This is a genomic window from Streptomyces sp. NPDC021115 (assembly GCF_044333065.1).
Lineage (GTDB): Bacteria > Actinomycetota > Actinomycetes > Streptomycetales > Streptomycetaceae > Streptomyces.
Genome location: NZ_JBIRQF010000037.1, coordinates 27561 through 45260 on the forward strand (window position 1 = coordinate 27561; position 17700 = coordinate 45260).

A 17700-nucleotide genomic window follows, 5' to 3' on the forward strand; every position below is an offset into this window, starting at 1 on the left:
TCTGAATTCAGTAGCGAGAGGAGAGTTGGCCGCCTGCGCCGCGACGAGACGGGAGTGAGTCAGGAGGCCAGCCGCTCAAGATGAGCCACGGCGACCTCGACGCCGGGCAGTGCGAACATCTCCTCCTGGGCGCGGTGCGCCACGGCGGTCACCAGCGGGTCGTCGAGCAGTCGGTGGCACGCCTGCGCCATCGCCTCCGGGCCGCGCTCGGACACGTGTGTGCCAAGGCCGAGCTCCGCCACCCGCTCGGCGTTGTACTTCTGGTCGCCGAACATGGGCCGTACGGCCATCGGCACTCCGGCGCGTACGGACTCCCGGATGCTGTTGTAGCCGCCGTGGGTGAGGAACAGCGCCGCGCGTTCCAGCAGCAGCTGCTGCGGGAAGTGGTCGACCACCTGTACGTTGTCCGCGGCCAGGCCCTCGTCCACCGGCATGCCGAGGGTGGACACCACGGCCGAGCAGTCCACGGTGGACAGCGCCCGGACGACGGTGTTCAGCGGTTCGGCCGGATCGTACTCGGGAACGGGGGCGCCGATCTGCCGGGCCTTGTCCAGGAAGCCCAGTACGGTGCCGGGCAGTCCGGTGCCCAGCGACGCGAGGACCAGCGGCCGGTCGGCGGGCAGCTCGTGCAGCCAGTCGGGCAGGGTCTCGCCGCGGGTGACGGTGCGCGGCTGGCGGTAGGCCACCGCCTCGGGGGCGACGGGGCGGGCGAAGGAGTACGGCACCGGCATGCAGTCGAACCGCCCGTGCCGGTACACCGACACCGGGTCGTCCGCCGGGGGCAGGCCGGCCTCCCGGCGACGGTCGTTCAGCATCGGCAGAATCAGCTCGGGGTCGAGGAACTGCCCGGAGCCCGACGGGGCCGGGACGTGTGGGACGCCCAGCGCCTCCGCGGCGAGCAGGGCGGCGAACTCATAGCCGTCGCGGAGGATGACGTCGGGCCGGAAGTCGCGGGCGATCGGCAGCAGCAGGCCGTACGCCTCGTCGAGCTGGGGACCGCAGCCCAGGGTGGCCCACAGGTCGTGGGCGAAGCGGCTGAACTCCGCCGGGATCGGCAGCCTGCCCTCCAGGAGCAGCCGCATGCCCTGCTGGGTGATGTCGGTGAACACCCCCGTCACCCGCGCGGCCTCGCCGTCGAACACGGGCACCAGCTTGGCCGCGGTGACCACGAGGACATCGTGCCCGGCCTCCGCGAGCGCGCGCACCAGCGGAAGCGAGGCACGCGCGTGCGAGGTCGATCCGGTGATACTGCACAGAACCCTCATCGGGGGCGAACCTTTCCTTGAACCGGGAACGAAGGTGTCGGGGGTGTGGCCCGTCAGCGAGGCTCGGGCAGCGGAAGCCCGGGGGCGGGGTGCACGACCGGGCGTACGCCTACTCCGTGCCACGCGATCCGCGCCGCGCGCAGCGATTCGGGGTCGAGGTGGTTGCGGGTGTCCACGATCACCGCCCGGTCCAGGGCGGCGGCCATGCGGCCCCAGTCCAGGTCACGGAATTCCGGCCATTCGGTGAACAGCACCAGGCCCGCCGCGCCCTTGGCCGCCTGGTACGGGTCGTCGACGACGGTGACGCCGGGCACCGGCTCCGCCGGGTGGCCGCCCGTACTCAGCGCCGGGTCGTAGGCGACGAGTTCGGCGCCGAGCCGGGACAGCTCCTGGGCGATGGCGGTCGCCGGGGAGTCCCGCAGATCGTCGGTGCCCGCCTTGAAGGTGAGCCCTAGTACGCCGAGCCGGACGCCGTCGAGCGGGGTCGCGGAGTCGGTGCCGCAGACTCGCGCGATCTTGTCGGTGATGCGCTCGCGCTGGTGAACGTTGACGTCGATGGCGGCGCGCAGCAGCCGGAAGTCGATGTCCGCCGACTCGGCGGCCTTGAGCATGGCGCGGGTGTCCTTGGGCAGGCACGAACCGCCCCAGCCGGGGCCGGGCCGCAGGAACGCGTCGCCGATCCGGTGGTCCTTGCCCAGGGCGGTGGCGACCTGCCCGATGTCGGCGCCCACCCGCTCGCACAGTTCCGCGATGACGTTGACGTAGGACAGCTTCACCGCGAGGAAGCAGTTCGCCGCGTACTTGATCAGCTCGGCGCTCGTGGCGTCGGTGATCACCATCGGGGCGTCCAGCTTCGCGTAGAGGGCGGCCACGTGCTCGGCGGCCTCGCGGGACTCGGCCCCGACGACGACGCGGTCGGGGTGCAGGAAGTCGTGTACGGAGGTGCCCTCACGCAGGAACTCCGGGTTGCTCACCACCTGTACGTCCGGGCGGCCCAGCCGCCGGGTCAGCCGCGCCGCGGTGCCCACCGGCACGGTGGACTTGGTGACCAGTACGCAGCCGGGGCGCAGCCGGTCCCGGATCTCATCGGCGACCGCGTCCACCGCGGTCATGTCCAGATCCCCGTCCTGGCTCATCGGTGTGCCGACGCAGACGAACACCGTATCCGCGTCGCGTACCGCTTCCGCGGCGCCCAGGACGAAGGTCAGCAGGCCGGAGTCGAGGCCGGCGCGCACGAGTTCGGGGAGGGACTCCTCCAGGATCGGGACCTCGCCGCGGGACAGCCGCTCGACCTTGGCCGGGTCCATGTCCGCGCACACCACCCGGTGCCCTAGCGAGGCCAGACAGGCACCGGCGGTCAGCCCTACGTAGCCGGTGCCGATGACGGCGATGTTGTGCCGGTGCACGGGCAGCCACCTCGTTTTCTCGGGGGTCGGGTCTCGGGGTCAACAGTTTTCGCGGGAGAGCAGGGCGCTGATCGATTCCGCGGCGCGGACGGCCAGGGCCACGCTGGTCAGCGTCGGGTTGACGGCGGTGGAGGTGGGGATGACTCCGTTGCCGCCGACGTAGAGGTTCTCGAACCCCCACACGCGGGAGTACGAGTCGCAGACCGAGGTGCCGTCGTCCGCCGCGCCCATGCGGACCGTCCCCTGGTAGTGCTTGGAACTGCCGGCCGGGAACAGGTCCGGTTCGTTGCCGGGCAGGAACTCGCCCAACCTGGCCGCGATCTTCTCCTGGTCGGCCCGGGCTCGTGCGATCCCCTCACGGTCGCGCTCGGTCAGCGAGTAGTGGATGACCATCCTCGGCATCCCGTAGGCGTCGGCCTCGGTGGTGGAGAACTCCACCCGGTCACTCTCCTGGATCTCCTTGGCCCCGTACCAGACCATGCCGACGAACAGCTCCGGATCGACGCCGTCGATCGGCGAGGTGTCCAGCGTCATGACCTGTCCGTGGCTCGTCCTGCCGGGGTCGGCGAACGGCACCCAGAACCGGCCGGTCTCCAGGTCGCGGATGTCGCCGGTGAAGTCCACCGAACCCCGCGCCTCGATCCCCGCGGTGGGACCGTCCTTGACCTGCACGGAACTGACCGTCTTGGGCTGGTCGTTGAGGTAGCGGCCGAGCGCGTGCGGCCGGATGCCGGAGGCCCACAGCAGCTGCGGGGTGCGCAGCGCGTCCGCGGCCACCGCCACGGCGCGGGCCCGCACCTTGAACTCCGCGCCGCTGGGCAGGTGTTGCAGCACCGCGCCGGCGGCCCGGCCGTCCTCGAACAGCACGCGGCGGCAGATGGTGTCCGACGCGATCCGGAACCGGCCGTCGCCACCGTGGGCGAGCGGCCCGAGGACCACGTCCGGGCCCGCCCAACGCGGCAGCGCCCCGGAACGCGGGGTGCAGGCGAGCGGCATGGGCTGGACATGCCGACCCTCGGGGTAGTCGCCGTCGAACAGTTCGCTCAGTGTCTTGAGGACGAGCTGACCGCCCGCGGTGTCCTCGAAGGCGCCCTGGGTGACGGAGAGCAGGTCCTCGGCCACCTCCAGCGCGGCATCGAGTTCCTCGTCGGCGAGGAACGGGACACGCTCGCTGTCGAGCGGACGCGGGGCGGTGCACGCCCAGTGGACACCCATGCCGCCGATGTTGCTGGACATCACCGCGGCGGGCATGCCCTCCTGTTCCGGCTGCTCCTGACGCCGCGGTGCGACCAGATGCGTGCCGCGGTCGGCGTACTTCTTGACCAGCGCCCCGTCCTCGCCCGGCGCGGTCCGGGGATCGCGCCCCTGGGACTTCGCCTGCAACCCACCCCGCTCCTGGGCGGGGAGGTTGCTCAGGTGCAGACCGGCTTCCTCGGTCAGGCGCGGGCCCAGGTCGGCCATGAGGATCCGCGCGGACGGCACCGCTTCGTGGACTCTGCGGGCGATGGCCGACCCTACCGGGCCGCTACCGACGACGAGCAGGTCGACCTCCGTCGGGAGTTCGGGTCGGCTCATGCTTGCGCGCTCCTTGTCCTCGTCCTGAGTGCTGTGTGCTGTGTGCTGGGCCTCGTCCTGGCCCTGGTGCTACGGGCGCATCCGGCCGGAACGGATCAGACCGCGGCCCGGACGGCCGCGTAGTACTCGCGGATCGTCTTGAGGAACTCGGGGTTCATCCGGGCCTTGGCGAGGATTTCGGCGGGCGGGGTGTAGTCGTCGTCCACCTCGTCGGCGAACTTGGCGTAGTCGGAGCGCAGTTGGGCCTCGATGACCTTCGGCCAGGCGTTCGGGATGGTCCACTCGTCCTCGTAGCCGGTGGCGAGCAGGTGCACCACGGCGGTGTCCACGATGTCCGCACGGCTCTGCGCCTGGATCGGCGCGCGGACCGGGCTGAACGTGCGCAGGTCGTGTTCCGGCTCCTCGCCGAGCAGACGGCGGGTCATCTCCTGGGCGAGCAGCGGCGACAGGTGGAGGCCGTCACGGTAGGTGCCGGTCATCATCCACAGGCCGTCCAGGCTGGTCTCGCCGATGAGCGGGAAGCCGTCGAAGGCCACGGGACGGTTGCCGACCTGGACCTTCGCCATGCCACTGGTGTCGAGGTCCCTGCGCAGCTGGCGCAGGGCGCAGTGCAGCAGGAAGGTGGTGTCGCGGATGCTCGGCACGTCCGCCGGCTCCGGCTCGATCGCGTTCGTGGCGCCGAGATAGACCTCGCCGCGGCCGCGCGGCACCAGGTGCAGGCCGCAGGCGAAGGCGCGGTTCGGCGTGCGCAGCACGCTGGTCGGGGCGGGCTTGTCCGGGTCGATGCGGGCCACGACGGAGACGCCGACTCCGGCGCAAAGCCGCGGTATACGCGCGGCGACGCCGGGCACGGTGTCGAGCAGGGTCTGGGAGGCGGCGCCCGCGGCGAGCACCACCTGGCCGGCGGAGACGGTGTCACCCGTGGTGAGCCGGACGCCGGTGATCTTGCCGCCGGAGTGCACCAGCTCCTCGCCGAACCCGGCGACCAGCACGCCGCCGGCCTTGACGTACGCGTCCTCGAGCCGCTCCAGCAGACCGCCTGCGTTCACCGCGTGCTCACCGGGCACGAACATGCCCATCAGCGGGCGGGTGGTCGGGTTGGGGTCGAGCCACTCGACGTCGGCCGGGTCGATGTCCTCGTACGGCTCCTTGTACTGCTCGAGGGTCTCCCGGATGGCCGTGTAGTTGGCGGAGTCGATGCCGGGGACGCCGACGGAGTTGAGCAGCATGACCGTGCCGTCCGCGACGCGGAGGTCCTCGGTCTTCCCGGTGTCCTCGGCGAGCCCGGCGAGCCAGTCGGCCCAGACCTTGCTCGCCTGTACGCCGAGGTCGAGCTTGGCACGGCCCTGTTCGCTCTTGAGGAGCGTCGTGGTCACCTCGCCGAACGCGCCGAGCATGGCACCCGCCGCGGTGGAGGCGGCCCACGGCCGGTCTCCCCGGCCGAGCACGGCGACCCTGGCGCCGCGCCGGGCGAGGGTCAGGCCCAGGGACAGGCCCAGCACGCCGTTGCCGACGACAAGGACTTCGAAAGTGCGGCCTGCAGGGTTTTCGCTAGTCATCGCTTGAGTCTTCCCATCCTGTGAAACCGCCGCTCAGGGCAGGGTTGTTCGGGCATCCGGTGTGTCAGGGCTGTCCTGGGCCGTTCCGCGGAAGTTCGGCGAGGACTTTGGCCACGCCCTCCACGACGTCGTCGATCTCCTGGTCCCCGCCCAGCAGGACCTGGTGCGGGATCATGAGTCCGCGGTGTCCGAGCCGCTCCGCGTTCGGGCAGCGCCGGGCGAGATCCTCGACCGATTCGTCGCCGGTCCTGGCGGTCCAGAACGCCTCGGTGCGGTGGATCGCCGGGTTGCCGCCGAAGGCGGGGATGCCCTCCGCGAGCAGGGCGTGGGCCACGGTGTCCCGGTCCAGGCCGCCCAGTTCCCCGGGGTCCAGGACGAACATGGTCATGTAGTGCGGATTGACGGTGCACCGTTCGTCGCGCCCCTGGGGGATGACCCCGGGGATGCCGGACAGTGCCGCGGCGAGCTTCTCGTGCTGGCGCTCGCGTTGCTCCGTCTGCGCGGCGAGGCGGCCGAGCTGCGCCCGGAGCAGTGCCCCGGTGAGCTCGGACATACGGAAGTTGGATGAGGCGGTGCGCAGGCTCAGGTCGCGGGCCCGGCCGCAGTTGTGCCGCGTGCGCGCGTCCTCGTAGCTCTCCTCGGTCGGCAGCAGCAGGGCGCCGCCCTCGCCGGCGGTCACGACCTTGGTCTCCTGAAAGGAGAAGGTGGCCATGGAGCCGAGCTCGCCGAGCCCTCGGCCGCGCCACCTGGCACCGTGCGCCTGCGCCGCATCCTGGATCACCGTGATCCCGCGGGGGTCCGCCCAGGCGGTGATGGCGTCCATGTCGGCGATGTGGCCGCCGATGTGGACCGGGATGACCGCTCGGGTGCGTTCGGTCGCCACCGCTTCGAGTCCGGCGGGATCCAGGCAGAAGGTGACGGGGTCCACGTCCACCGGCACAGGGATCCCGCCACGGCGCTGGACCGCGGTGGAGGTGGCGATGAACGTGTACGCGGGCACGATGACCTCGTCACCGGGCCGCAGCCCGATGACCTCCAGCGCGAGTTCGAGAGCATGTGAACCGTTGGTCACCGCGAGCGCGGCGGGCGCGTCATGGAACTCGGCGAACTCTTCTTCGAAGAAGTCCACTTCCTTGCCGCCATGGCGCCACCAGGACCCCTGGTCCAGCGCCCGCACCACGGCCGCGCGCTCCGAGTCGTGGAACTGCGGCCAGTCAGGAAAGGGCGCGGTGCGCACTTTCGGCCCGCCGTTCATGGCCAGCATGAGCGTTTTCTCCTCGGTGCGGTGCGGATGTCCGGGTGGTCAGGCGGGGACGGTGCCGAAGGCGCCGCGGGTACCGAAGGGGTCGAGCTGCATGTCGAGCCCGCGCTCCTCCTTCCACCGCTCGGTGATCTCCTTGCCCCCGGCGCGGTTCACGTCGTCGAGCAGCACGCTCGCCCCGGGGGCGAGGAAGTCCCACAGCACCGGGACCGCGGGGTAGCGGGCCATCGTGCGCCCCCGCTCCCAGCCGGGCGGCCCGTCCACCAGCAGCAGGTCGACCGGGCCGTGCTTCTCGGTGTACGCCCCGACCTCTTCGGTGACCGTCTTGGGCGCGTACCAGTCCACGTTCTTCACCGCGGCGGGGTGCTCCTCCAGCGGTGCGTGGATGACCGTCGCCACCTCGGAAAGGCCCTCGGCGGCCAGCTGCGTGGTGACCCGGGCGGCCCATTCCCCGTCGTGCTCCAGCGACAGCATGTTGCCGTAGCCACGCTGCGCCATCATCCGTGCGAACATCACCGTCGAGGTGCCGCTGCCGCACTCCAGGAGGACCTTGCGGTCCCTCAGAGCGATGTCGTCCAGCACCTTGATCATGGCGCTCGGCCGCAGTGAGACCACGGAGAACGGCAGGTACGGCCCGTTGTTCAGCAGCGGGGACAGTCGTATCCACGAGGCCAGGTCGTAGAACGCCTGCAGGAACTGCGCTTCCATCTGCCCGTCTCCAATCTTCGTAAGGTGAATCGGCCGTGTTCGGTGTGTCAGCCGACGAGTCGTGCGAGATGGTCGACAGCGGCGTCCACCGGAGGGAGCGAGAGCATGCGCCGCTGGGCCTTACGCGCCTGCTGGGCGAACCTCGGGTCCTCCAGCAGCCGGGTGCAGGTCTCGGCGACGGCATCCGCGTTCGCCGCGGGGACGCGCAGCCCGAGCCCGAGTTCCTCGACCCGGTTGGCGTTGTGCAGCTGGTCGCTGACCTCGGGGAGCACGGCCATCGGCACGCCGGCCCTGACCGCCTCGCGGACGCTGTTGTAGCCGCCGTGGGTGAACAGCAGCTGCGCGCTCTCCAGCAGCAGCGGCTGCGGGATGCGCTCGAAGACCCGTAGGTTGTCGCCGACGACGTCCTGGTTGAGCGGCATGCCACGGGTGGCGACGATCGCGGTGCAGTCCACTTCGGACAGCCCCTTGACGATCGCGTTGAGGGGGTTGGCGTCGCCCTGCATCAGGGCGTTGACCATGACGGCGGGGTCGACCTGGACGCCGTCCATACCCTCGAACATGTGCCCGGCGACCAGTCCGTCGAAGAACAGGCCCAGGATGCGCGGGAACACACTGCTGGACATCACCGAGGCGAACACGTTGGTGCTGGACACCACGACCAGCGGGCGGTCGGTGGGGATGTCCTGAAGCCACTCGGGCCCGGTCTCGTCGCGGACGATGCTCGACGGCTGCTGGTAGGCGAAGGTGTCCGGGATGTCGTAGGTGGTGAAGGCGTAGTCCGGCGGCATGCAGTCGAAGCGGCCGTGGGCATAGATGGCCTCCGGCTCGGCCCCGGCGGGCAGGCCCAGCTCCGTGCGGCGCTCGTTCAGCTCCGCCAGCACCAGCTTGGGGTCCAGGTACTGCCCGCCGCCCGATGGGGCGGTGACGTGCGGGATGCCGAGCGTCTCGGCGACGAGGTAGCCGGCGAACTCGACGCCGCTGCGCAGCACGATGTCCGGGCGGAACTCGTGGGCCACATCCAGCAGTTGCCGGTAGGCGTCGGTGACGTGCGGGCCGCAGGAGGTGGCGACGAGCGTCTCGGGCGCGAACGGATCACTGGGCATCGCCTCGATCCGCTTCTCCTGCAGCAGGCGGAGCACGATCTCGGCCATGTCGGTGAACAGCGGCTTGACCCGCATCGGCTCGCCGTCGAACACATCGGCCATCTCCGGCGGCGACACCACCAGGACCTCGTGGCCCGCCTCGGCCGCCGCCCGTGCCAGGGGAAGCAGGGCACGCGCGTTCGAGGGCGACAGCGCGATGCTGCACAGAATGCGCACAACTATTCCTTTCCACGCGGGAGCGGAGCCGGCTGCCGCGGACAATCGCGGGCGAGAACGGGTGATCACACCGCCCGAGCGCGCCGACCATTCCTATGGTCCGGCCTCTCACTCAGTGTTTTCCTGAGTATTCAGCGCGCTTTTCCGCCGCCGGTGCATCCGAAGATATGCGATTCCGCAGCGTTTACCCAGTTCCGCGTTTCCACCGCCGAGTAACCGTCACCTGAACCGTCGCCCTCCAAGGAATTCAGAACGTCCCATTCCGGGAGGTTCACGGTGTCCGGTCGCTCCAGGAGACGGCCCGCCGCAGCCTTTCCTCGCGCATCGAGGAGGAAATCAGCGAGTCCACCACATCGCGGATCGCCAGATAACGGAAGGCGTACTGGGTTTCCCCGGCCGGGGAACCGTGCCGGGAGCGCCGCAGGAGGTCGCGCCGCTCCAGATAGTCCAGCCACTTCGCGGCTTCCGCCCGGTCCCCGTCGCCGACGGCCGCGACACTCTCGGCGCAGAACACCGCGCCGAGCGCCGAGGCGTTGACCAGCACGGCCTTGGCGTCCGGCGGCACCGTATCCACCCGGGACGCGATCACCCGGTGCACGTAGTCCGGCAGCGGCGGGACCGTGGATCCGGGCAGGGGCCGCTCCCGCAGCTCATGGGCGTACTCGACGGCGAACAGCGGGTTCCCGCCAATCCGCATGATCAGCTCCTGCCGCAAGGCGCCTGGCAGCGTGTACCCGTCGCGCGCGAGCAGGGCGGCCAGCAGCCCGGCGGTGCCCTCTGCGGACAGCGGGTCCAGGGTGAGGGTGAGGGCGTCGCGCAGGCCACCGCCCCAGCCCGGCCGGGCGTCAAGCAGTTCAGGCCGGGCGGTCACCGCCACGAGCATCGGCACGGTGCCCGCGGTGTCGCCCAGGCACTGGATGAAGTCCAGCACAGACGCGTCGGCGAGATGCGCGTCCTCGAAGACGACCACCAGGGGCCGTTCCGCGGCGAGTTCGGCCAGGAACCGCCGCCACACCTCACCGTCCGCCGTCAGGCCCGCCGGGTCCGGGTCCTCGGACCGGAGCAGCCCGCGCAGCCGCGCCAGCGTCCCGGTGCCCGTCTCACCGGTGCCGAACAGATGGTGGACCTTGCGGGCCAGCTTGTCGTCCGCCGAGGCGGCGGAGGCCCCCGGCTCGATCCCGGCAGCCGCGGCCACGATCCGCCGGAGGAGGCCCAGCGGGGCGCCCCGCTCGGAGAACGATCCGCTCCCGGTCAGCACGGTGAACTCGCCGGAGCCGCGCCCGGCCATGGTGACGAGTTCGGCGACCAGCCTGCTCTTACCCAGGCCCGGCTCACCGAGCACGGTCAGGAAGTGGGGACGCCGCCGTCGGCACACATCGTCGAGCAGCCCGCGCAGCTGCTCGACCTCGCGCTCACGGTCCATCAGGGCAGGCGGTCCGTCCGCACGTGCGTGATCGGGGCGGACGACTACGGGTTCGGATCCCCCGCCCGGCTCCTCGACCGGCTCGTACTCGACGGTGCGCTCACTGCTCCTACGCGTGGTCGCGCACACCCGGATCCCGCCCGGGGGCACGGTTTCCAGCAGCCCCATGCAGCTCTCCGGAACGGCGCCGCTGACCACGGGGATCGCACCGGTGCCGTCCGCCGCGCAGGTGACGAGCACCTCGCCGGTCGCCACGGCCACCCGGACCGCGGTCTCCGCGCGCGCCGGGGCCGGCGCCTGACCGGCGGGGCCTGAGCGGCCCGGTCCCCGGCAGCCGAGCCGGTCTCGGATGGCCAGCCCGGCCTGCACGGCGCGGGCCGCGTCGTCCTCCCCGGTGCGGGGAACGCCGAACAGGGCGAAGGTGACAGGGCCGATCACGCCGGAGACCTTGCCGCCGTGGCGTTCGATCTCCTCACGGATGGTGGCCGTGAGGCCGCCGGTCGGCTGCGCGGCGTCCTCGGGGTCGCCCTGCGGGCCCCCGCCGGGATTGGTGCGCACCAGCAGCATGCTCAGCTGCTTGCGCTGCTCGGTGAGGCCGCCGCCCGACGAGGCCGGCGGGGTGGGCGTGCGCGCCGCCACGTGCCGCGCCATCCCGATGATGGCGGGCGGGGTGCCGGTCTCGGTCCGTGCCGGTCGTGGCGGGGCCGTCCGCCGGTCGGCGGACCCGGCACCGGCCGGAGCGGGCTGGGGCGGCGGAGCGGGCTGCGGCGGCGTCCTGCGGTAGAGCTCAGCGGGCGGGCCGCCGCGCTTGGCCTCACTCTCCTGGGCGATGATCCCCAGCGCGTCGGGCCGGGACAGCACCGGGTCGTGTTCGAGGATCGCCCGCTCCATGTCACGCAGTACGCGGCCGGGCTCCAGGCCCAGCTTGTCGGCGAACGCGGTCCTCGTACGGCGGTAGAGCTCCAGTGCGTCCACCTGGCGGCCACAGCGGTAGAGGCCCAGCAGCAACTCGGCGCACAGCCGTTCCCGTACCGGCTCCGCGACGACCAGCGTCTCCAGCTCCTGCACCACCTCGTGATGTCCGCCGCGGGCCAGCTCGGCCTCGAACAGGTCCTCCTGCACGGTGAAACGCGCCTGCTGGATCGCGGTCAGCTCCGGCCAGTCCGTGCCGGCCTCGGCCAAGTCCGCCAGCACCGGGCCGTGCCACAGCTCCAGCGCCGCCCGGAGGGTCTTCGCCGCGGCGATCCAGGACCCGGCCGCGAGATCGGCGCGTCCCCTGTCCACCATCGCCTGGTAGGCGGTCAGATCCAGCGCGTCGGTGTGCACGCTGAGCAGGTAGCCGGGCGCATGGGTCAGCAGCATCGGCGCGGGGGCGGCACCCTCGCCGGTCCCACCGCCCCCGCGGTCTGCGATGCCGGTCCCGCCACCCCCGCCCTCGATGTCCTCGACGGACAGCAGACCGCGCAGGCCGGAGATCGCGTTCTGCAACATCTTCCGCGCCGTGGGCGGCGGGTTGCCCGTCCACAGCGCACGCAGCAGGGTGCTGGTCGCCACCACCTGGTTCGCGTGCAGCAGGAGGAATCCGAGTGCGGCGCGCTGTTTGATCCCGCTCAGCGCCACCGGGCCACCTCGGCCGAGAACAGTCAGCGGACCCAGCACCCGGAACTTCATACCGAAATCGCTCCCGTTCCATCCGCCGTGGTGGATATCCCGACACTCCGCCGACCGGGAACGCCCGAGAGCACGCACGCCGAGGGGTGGGCGCCTGGGCGGCCTCCCCCCGTCGGCCCGGCCAGGATGCTACGGGAGCGCTACTGGGGAAATCACCGGCCTCGGCTCCGGGGCGAACGGCGAAGGCGAGTCAGGAGGCGCGCCAGCGCAGCGCCCGGTCGGCGATGCTGAGGGCGAGCGCCGTCATCACGGCCAGCACCAGGATGTCGAGGCCGAAGGTGGCATCGATGTTGTCGCTGACGCTGCGCCGGATGGCGTCCGACCCGTAGGTCGTGGGCATGACCCAGCTCAGGGCCTTCAGCGGGAGCGGCAGGGCCTTGGCCGGGATGAGCAACGGAGCGCCGAGCAGCAGAACGAAGTTCAGCACATAGGTCACGATCGAGATCAGCTCGATGCGGTCGATCAGGCTGCCGATGACCAGGCCGAGCGCCGCGAGCGGGAGCGCGGTCAGCGGGTAGACGATGAGGAGCATCGGCGACAGCGTCAAGTCCAGGCCGTACAGCAGCCGCACCGCGATCAGCGAGGTCACCAGGCCCGGCGCGATGAGCAGCAGGCGGGCGGCGACGAACGCCATCACGAAGGCCACCTTGCTGATCGGCAGTGAGGCGTAATACAGCATCGATCCCTCGGCCTTGATCGCACCGATCCGCTGCGCGATCGCCGTGGTGCCCAGTGCCGCGATCGCGAACACGCCGGAGCCGCTGGCGATGTACGTCAGGCTCAGCTCGTCGGTCAGCCCGGAGCCGATCCGGGAGAAGCCGAACACCATCGTCAGCGGCATGAAGATGCCGAACACCATGTGCACGTGCCAGGAGGTGCGGACGGTCAGCATGTGCTCGAACCACAGGTACTTGAACGAGGTGCCGAACCGGCCGAGCCGCTCCCGCAAGGGCATCCGGCCCCGGCCCCGCCCCTGGGGCTGGGCCTGGGCCCGGGCCCGGCGGGATGTCCCGGAGGCCGACGCCGCGGGTTCGGTGGCAGGGGGTTCGGTGGCAGGGGGTTCGGTGGCAGGGGGTTCGGTGGCAGGGGGTTCGGCGGAGAGGGGTTCGGCGGCGGGGAGTTCGGCGGCGGGGAGTCCCAAGGCCGCCGGCCGGTGGCCGTTCCGCGCGGCGGCGGCCGCCGCCTTCCCCGCGTCATCGCTCTCCGCTGAGCCGCCGCCTCCCGCCGGAGTGGTCACCAGTTCCCTGGCGGGCGCGGCGCCGGAGTCCTGCTTCGGGTTCAGGGTGAGGTAGACGTCTTCCAGGGTCGGACGGGCGAAGCGGAAGTCGTCGACACGCTTCACGCCGACATCGGTGACCAGCACCTCGATCAGCTGCTGGAGCCGGTCCGGCGCCGCGGTGATCAGGTAGCTGCCGCTGCGGTTGCCCTGGCTGACCTCGCCGACCGTGCTGAGCCGCGAAATCTCCTCCGGGGTGAGGCTGCCGCCGTCGCGGACGAACAGCTCCAGCCGCGCGTGCGCCCCGATCTGCTCCTTGAGTTCACCGGGCGTCCCCATCGCGTTGATCCGGCCGCCGTGCATCACCGCGACCCGGTGCACGGCCTTCTCGGCCTCCAGCACGTTGTGTGTCACCAGGACGATCGTGGCGCCCTCGAGGGTGCTGCGGCGCTCGATCATCTCCCAGATGAGACGCCGGTTGTGCGGATCCAGCTCATTGGTCGGCTCGTCCAGCACGATCAGCTCGGGGTGGCCCATCAGCGTCATGCCGAAGTTCACCAGGCGCATCAGCCCGCCGCTGAGCCGCTCCACCTGACGGTCGGCGTACGGGCCGAGGCCCAGCTCGTCGATCAGCGCGTCGGTCTGGCGGCGGGCGTCGGCCTCGCTCTGGCCGCGCAGCCTGCCGGTGTAGTGCAGAGCGCGACGGGTCTCGATCAGCCGCATGGAGAGCCCCGTCTGCGGCAGGAAGCCGACGGTGGATTTCACCGTCTCCGGGTAACGGGTCACATCGACGCCGTTGACCATGATCGAACCGGAGGTGGGCTGCACGAGTCCGAGCAGCTGCAAGACCAGCGTCGTCTTACCGGCGCCGTTCGCCCCGAAGAGGCCGAAGACCTGCCCGCGGGGCACGCTGAAGCTCAGACCGTCATTGGCCTTGATCAGCTCTCCATTGCGCCCCGGATAGGCGCGTACAAGATCGTGCACCTCGACCGCTGTATCGCCACTCGTTTTGACCATGCCCACACGCCTTATCGCCTCATCGGCTCACGAACCGGGCACGCGCCACTGATCCGCCGCCTACGTATCGGGTTTTCTCGTGCTCAGCGGACCCGGCACGAACGCGTCGCGCTACCGCGAGCGAGGAATTTCCACGGCTTCGCACCCAAGCTATGCCAGGCGCGATCCTCGCGTCATTGGAACCTCTCCACTGTCCACCCAGCGGGAATGCCCGCCGGCGTCGCCGAACCGTTTACCGTGGGAAAGTCTCGGGTTTTCCCTATTCTGTTCACGATCCGCCGAGCTCCTCGTCGAGGAAGGCGAACATCTCGTCATCCGACGCGGCGTCGAAGTCGAGCTCGGCGGAGTCCTCCTGGGCGCGCAGTGTGGCCCACCGTGACCTGAGGACTTCGAGCCGTCCCGCGATCTGCTTGTGCGCCTTGGCGTCCACGCTCACCTTCGCGATCACCTGCTCCAGTTTGTCCAGCGTGGCGAGGATCGAGCCGGAGCCCGCGAGTTCTGCCGACACCAGGTGGGTGTGCAGATGAGCCGCGAGCTCGCTCGCCGTCGGGTAGTCGAGAGCCAGCGTGGCCGGAAGCCGCAGCCCGGTCGCCGTGCTCAGTGCGTTGCGCAGTTCCACCGACGTCAGCGAGTCGAAACCGAGATCGCGGAAGGCACGGGACGGATCGACCGTGGTCGCGCCGTCGTGCCCGAGTACCGCCGCGACCTGGCCGCACACCAGATCCAGCAGGGCATCGCGTTGCCCGGCCTCGTCCATTTCGGCCAGCCGCTGGACGAGGCCGGGGTCCGTGGCGGCCCGGCCTGCCACGCGGCGACTCCGGACCAGGCCGCGCAGTCGCGGGGGCACCTCGGCGCGGGCACGCAGGGCGGGCAGGTCCAGCCGGACCGGCAACAGCACCGGATCCGCCGAGGCCACCGCGGCGTCGAACAGCGCCAGACCCTGCTCGGTGGACAGGGGCGGGAATCCCGAGCGGTGCATCCGCTCCCGATCGGCGGCGCTCAGCTCACCGAGCATGCCGTCGGTCTGCTCCCACGGGCCCCAGGCCAACGACACACCCGGCAGCCCCCGGTCCCGCCGATACCGCACCAGCGCATCCAGGAACGCATTCCCCGCCGCATAACTCCCCTGACCCGCACTGCCCAACGTCCCCGCCGCGGAGGAGAACACCACGAACGCAGACAAGTCCAGGCCCCGCGTCAACTCATGCAGATACCACGCCGCATTCACCTTCGGACGCAACACAGCAGCGACACGCTCCGGAGTCAACGCACCAATGACGCCGTCGTCCAGCACCCCAGCGGTATGCACCACCGCCGAGATGTCGTGCCGCGACAGCACCTCGGCCAGCGCCTCACAATCGGCCACGTCACACGCCACCACCTCGGCGCGGACACCCAATCCGGCGAGTTCGGCGACGAGGTCCCCGGCGCCCGGCGCGGACAGGCCACGCCGGGACAGTAGGAGCAGGTCCCGTACGCCGTGCTCGGCCGCCAGGTGCCGGGCCACCACCGCACCCAGACCACCGGTGCCGCCCGTGATCAGAACCGGGCCCGAACCGGCCCAAGACGCCCCGGTCTCCGGTAGCGGGTCCGGGTCCGGTGTCTGCTCCGGCTCCGGCGCTTGTGCTCGTACCAGCCGGGCCGCGAGGATGTGCCCCTCACGGATCGCCAGTTCCGGCTCCGGCGTCGTCAGCGCCCGTGCCAGGACCGATCCTGGAACGTCCGTACCATTCATCAGGTCCGGGGCCAGGTCCAGCAGCGTGATCCGGTCCGGATTCTCCGCCTGCGCGGAGCGCAACAGGCCCCACGCCGAGGCCGCGGCCACGTCATCACCCGTGGTGGCGTTGCGCGTCAGCACTACGAGCCAGGAATGGGCGAACCGCTCCCCCGCCAGCCAGTCCTGCGCCAGGCGCAGCGCGTGCGACACCGTGGCGTGAACAGCTTCCACCGGCCCGGCGTCGGGCTCGGTGTCCAGCTGGGCCAGCACCACGTCCGGCACCGGGTCCTCGGTCGCGGCCAGCGCCGCCAGATCCGGGTACGCGTACGCCCGGACCTCGGTCCCGGCAGAGCGCAACAACTCGGTCACGTCGTCCGCCGGGCCGACCACGGCCACCTCGGGCGGTTCGGTCCCGACCTGCTCGGTGGCCGCGGTCCACTCCGTACGGAAGAGGGAGTCTCCGGCTATCGCCGGGCCGGTGCCGAGTTGTTCGGGAGTGACGGGGCGGACCACCAGACCGTCCACCGTGAAGACCGGCCGCCCCGCCGTATCGACGGTCTCGATCGTGACCGTGTCCTGCCCGGCGCGCGACAGTCGTGCCCGCACCGACGCGGCGCCGGAGGCGAACAGCGACACGCCCTCCCAGGAGAACGGCAGAGCTCCCCCTCCGCCGTCCTGCGCCGCGCCGGTGAATCCGGCGACGTGCAGGACCGCGTCCAAAAGCGCGGGGTGAGCGCCGAACCCGTCGATGTCGGTGTCCATGCCGATGTCGGTATCGGCCACGGCGGCGGTATCGGGGCCTACGGGCAGGGCGACTTCGGCGAACACCTCGTCGCCGACCCGCCACGCGGACCGCAGACCCCGGAACACCGGTCCGTAGTCGAACCCGGCTTCGGCCAGCTGCGCGTAATGGTCGTCGAGGTCGATCGGTTCGGCGCTCACCGGCGGCCAGGCGACCGTATCGAAGCCGACGGCGGATTCGGCAGGATCGTCGGTCAGCACACCGGCGGCGTGCTGCCTCCACTGCGCGCCCGAGTCGTCATCGGGCCGCGAGTGGACGGTGACGGTGCGCCGCCCGTCCTCATCCGCCGCGCCGACGCGCACCTGGATCTGCACCGCGCCCCGCTCGGGCAACACCAGCGGTGCGGCCAGGGTCAGTTCCTCGACCCGGCCACTCCCGACCTCGTCACCGGCCCGGATCGCCAACTCCACGAAAGCCGTACCCGGCAGCAGGATTTGGCCCATGATCGTGTGGTCAGCCAGCCACGGATGTGAGGCCAACGACAGGCGCCCGGAAAACACCACACCGTCCGAGTCGGCCAACGACACCGCCGCACCCAGCAACGGATGCCGTGCCGAGGCCAGTCCCGCGGCCCGTACGTCCCCGGTGCCGACTGCGGCGGTGGGCCAGAACCGCTCCCGCTGGAAGGCGTAGGTGGGCAGCTCGACCTGCCGCGCACCCGTGCCCGTGAAGAACGCCCGCCAGTCCACGGCCACGCCGGTCACGTGCAGGCGGGCGAGCGCGGTAACCGCCGCGGTCTCCTCCGGGCGGTCCTTACG

Annotated in this window: 10 protein-coding genes; all 10 read right to left on the bottom strand. The window is 71.2% G+C overall.

Going from position 1 to position 17700, the window contains the following annotated elements:
* Window positions 1–59 precede the first annotated feature (59 nt).
* Window positions 60–1265, bottom strand: coding sequence for a glycosyltransferase (locus tag ACH4TL_RS45205; protein WP_398331768.1), 1206 nt, complete (start codon window positions 1263–1265; stop codon window positions 60–62).
* A 53-nt stretch (window positions 1266–1318) separates the two neighbouring features.
* Complete coding sequence (locus ACH4TL_RS45210; RefSeq protein ID WP_398331765.1) at window positions 1319–2671, bottom strand: UDP-glucose dehydrogenase family protein; 1353 nt, start codon at window positions 2669–2671, stop codon at window positions 1319–1321.
* Window positions 2672–2710: 39 nt separating this feature from the next.
* Window positions 2711–4246, bottom strand: a complete 1536-nt coding sequence (locus ACH4TL_RS45215) for a GMC oxidoreductase (protein ID WP_398331762.1) — start codon at window positions 4244–4246, stop codon at window positions 2711–2713.
* A 95-nt stretch (window positions 4247–4341) separates the two neighbouring features.
* Entirely contained in the window at window positions 4342–5805 is a 1464-nt protein-coding gene (locus tag ACH4TL_RS45220; protein WP_398331759.1) for an NAD(P)/FAD-dependent oxidoreductase, read from the bottom strand.
* 64 nt (window positions 5806–5869) lie between these two features.
* On the bottom strand, window positions 5870–7069 hold the full coding sequence (locus tag ACH4TL_RS45225) for a DegT/DnrJ/EryC1/StrS family aminotransferase (protein ID WP_398331756.1): 1200 nt from the start codon (window positions 7067–7069) through the stop codon (window positions 5870–5872).
* Between the two features lie 39 nt (window positions 7070–7108).
* On the bottom strand, window positions 7109–7774 hold the full coding sequence (locus ACH4TL_RS45230) for a class I SAM-dependent methyltransferase (protein WP_398331753.1): 666 nt from the start codon (window positions 7772–7774) through the stop codon (window positions 7109–7111).
* 47 nt (window positions 7775–7821) lie between these two features.
* Window positions 7822–9096, bottom strand: coding sequence for a glycosyltransferase (locus ACH4TL_RS45235; protein WP_398331750.1), 1275 nt, complete (start codon window positions 9094–9096; stop codon window positions 7822–7824).
* A 271-nt stretch (window positions 9097–9367) separates the two neighbouring features.
* Complete coding sequence (locus ACH4TL_RS45240; protein ID WP_398331747.1) at window positions 9368–12139, bottom strand: BTAD domain-containing putative transcriptional regulator; 2772 nt, start codon at window positions 12137–12139, stop codon at window positions 9368–9370.
* A 241-nt stretch (window positions 12140–12380) separates the two neighbouring features.
* On the bottom strand, window positions 12381–14423 hold the full coding sequence (locus ACH4TL_RS45245) for an ATP-binding cassette domain-containing protein (protein ID WP_398331744.1): 2043 nt from the start codon (window positions 14421–14423) through the stop codon (window positions 12381–12383).
* Window positions 14424–14691: 268 nt separating this feature from the next.
* The coding region (locus tag ACH4TL_RS45250; protein WP_398331742.1) for a type I polyketide synthase at window positions 14692–17700 on the bottom strand (3009 nt) is incomplete at its 5' end.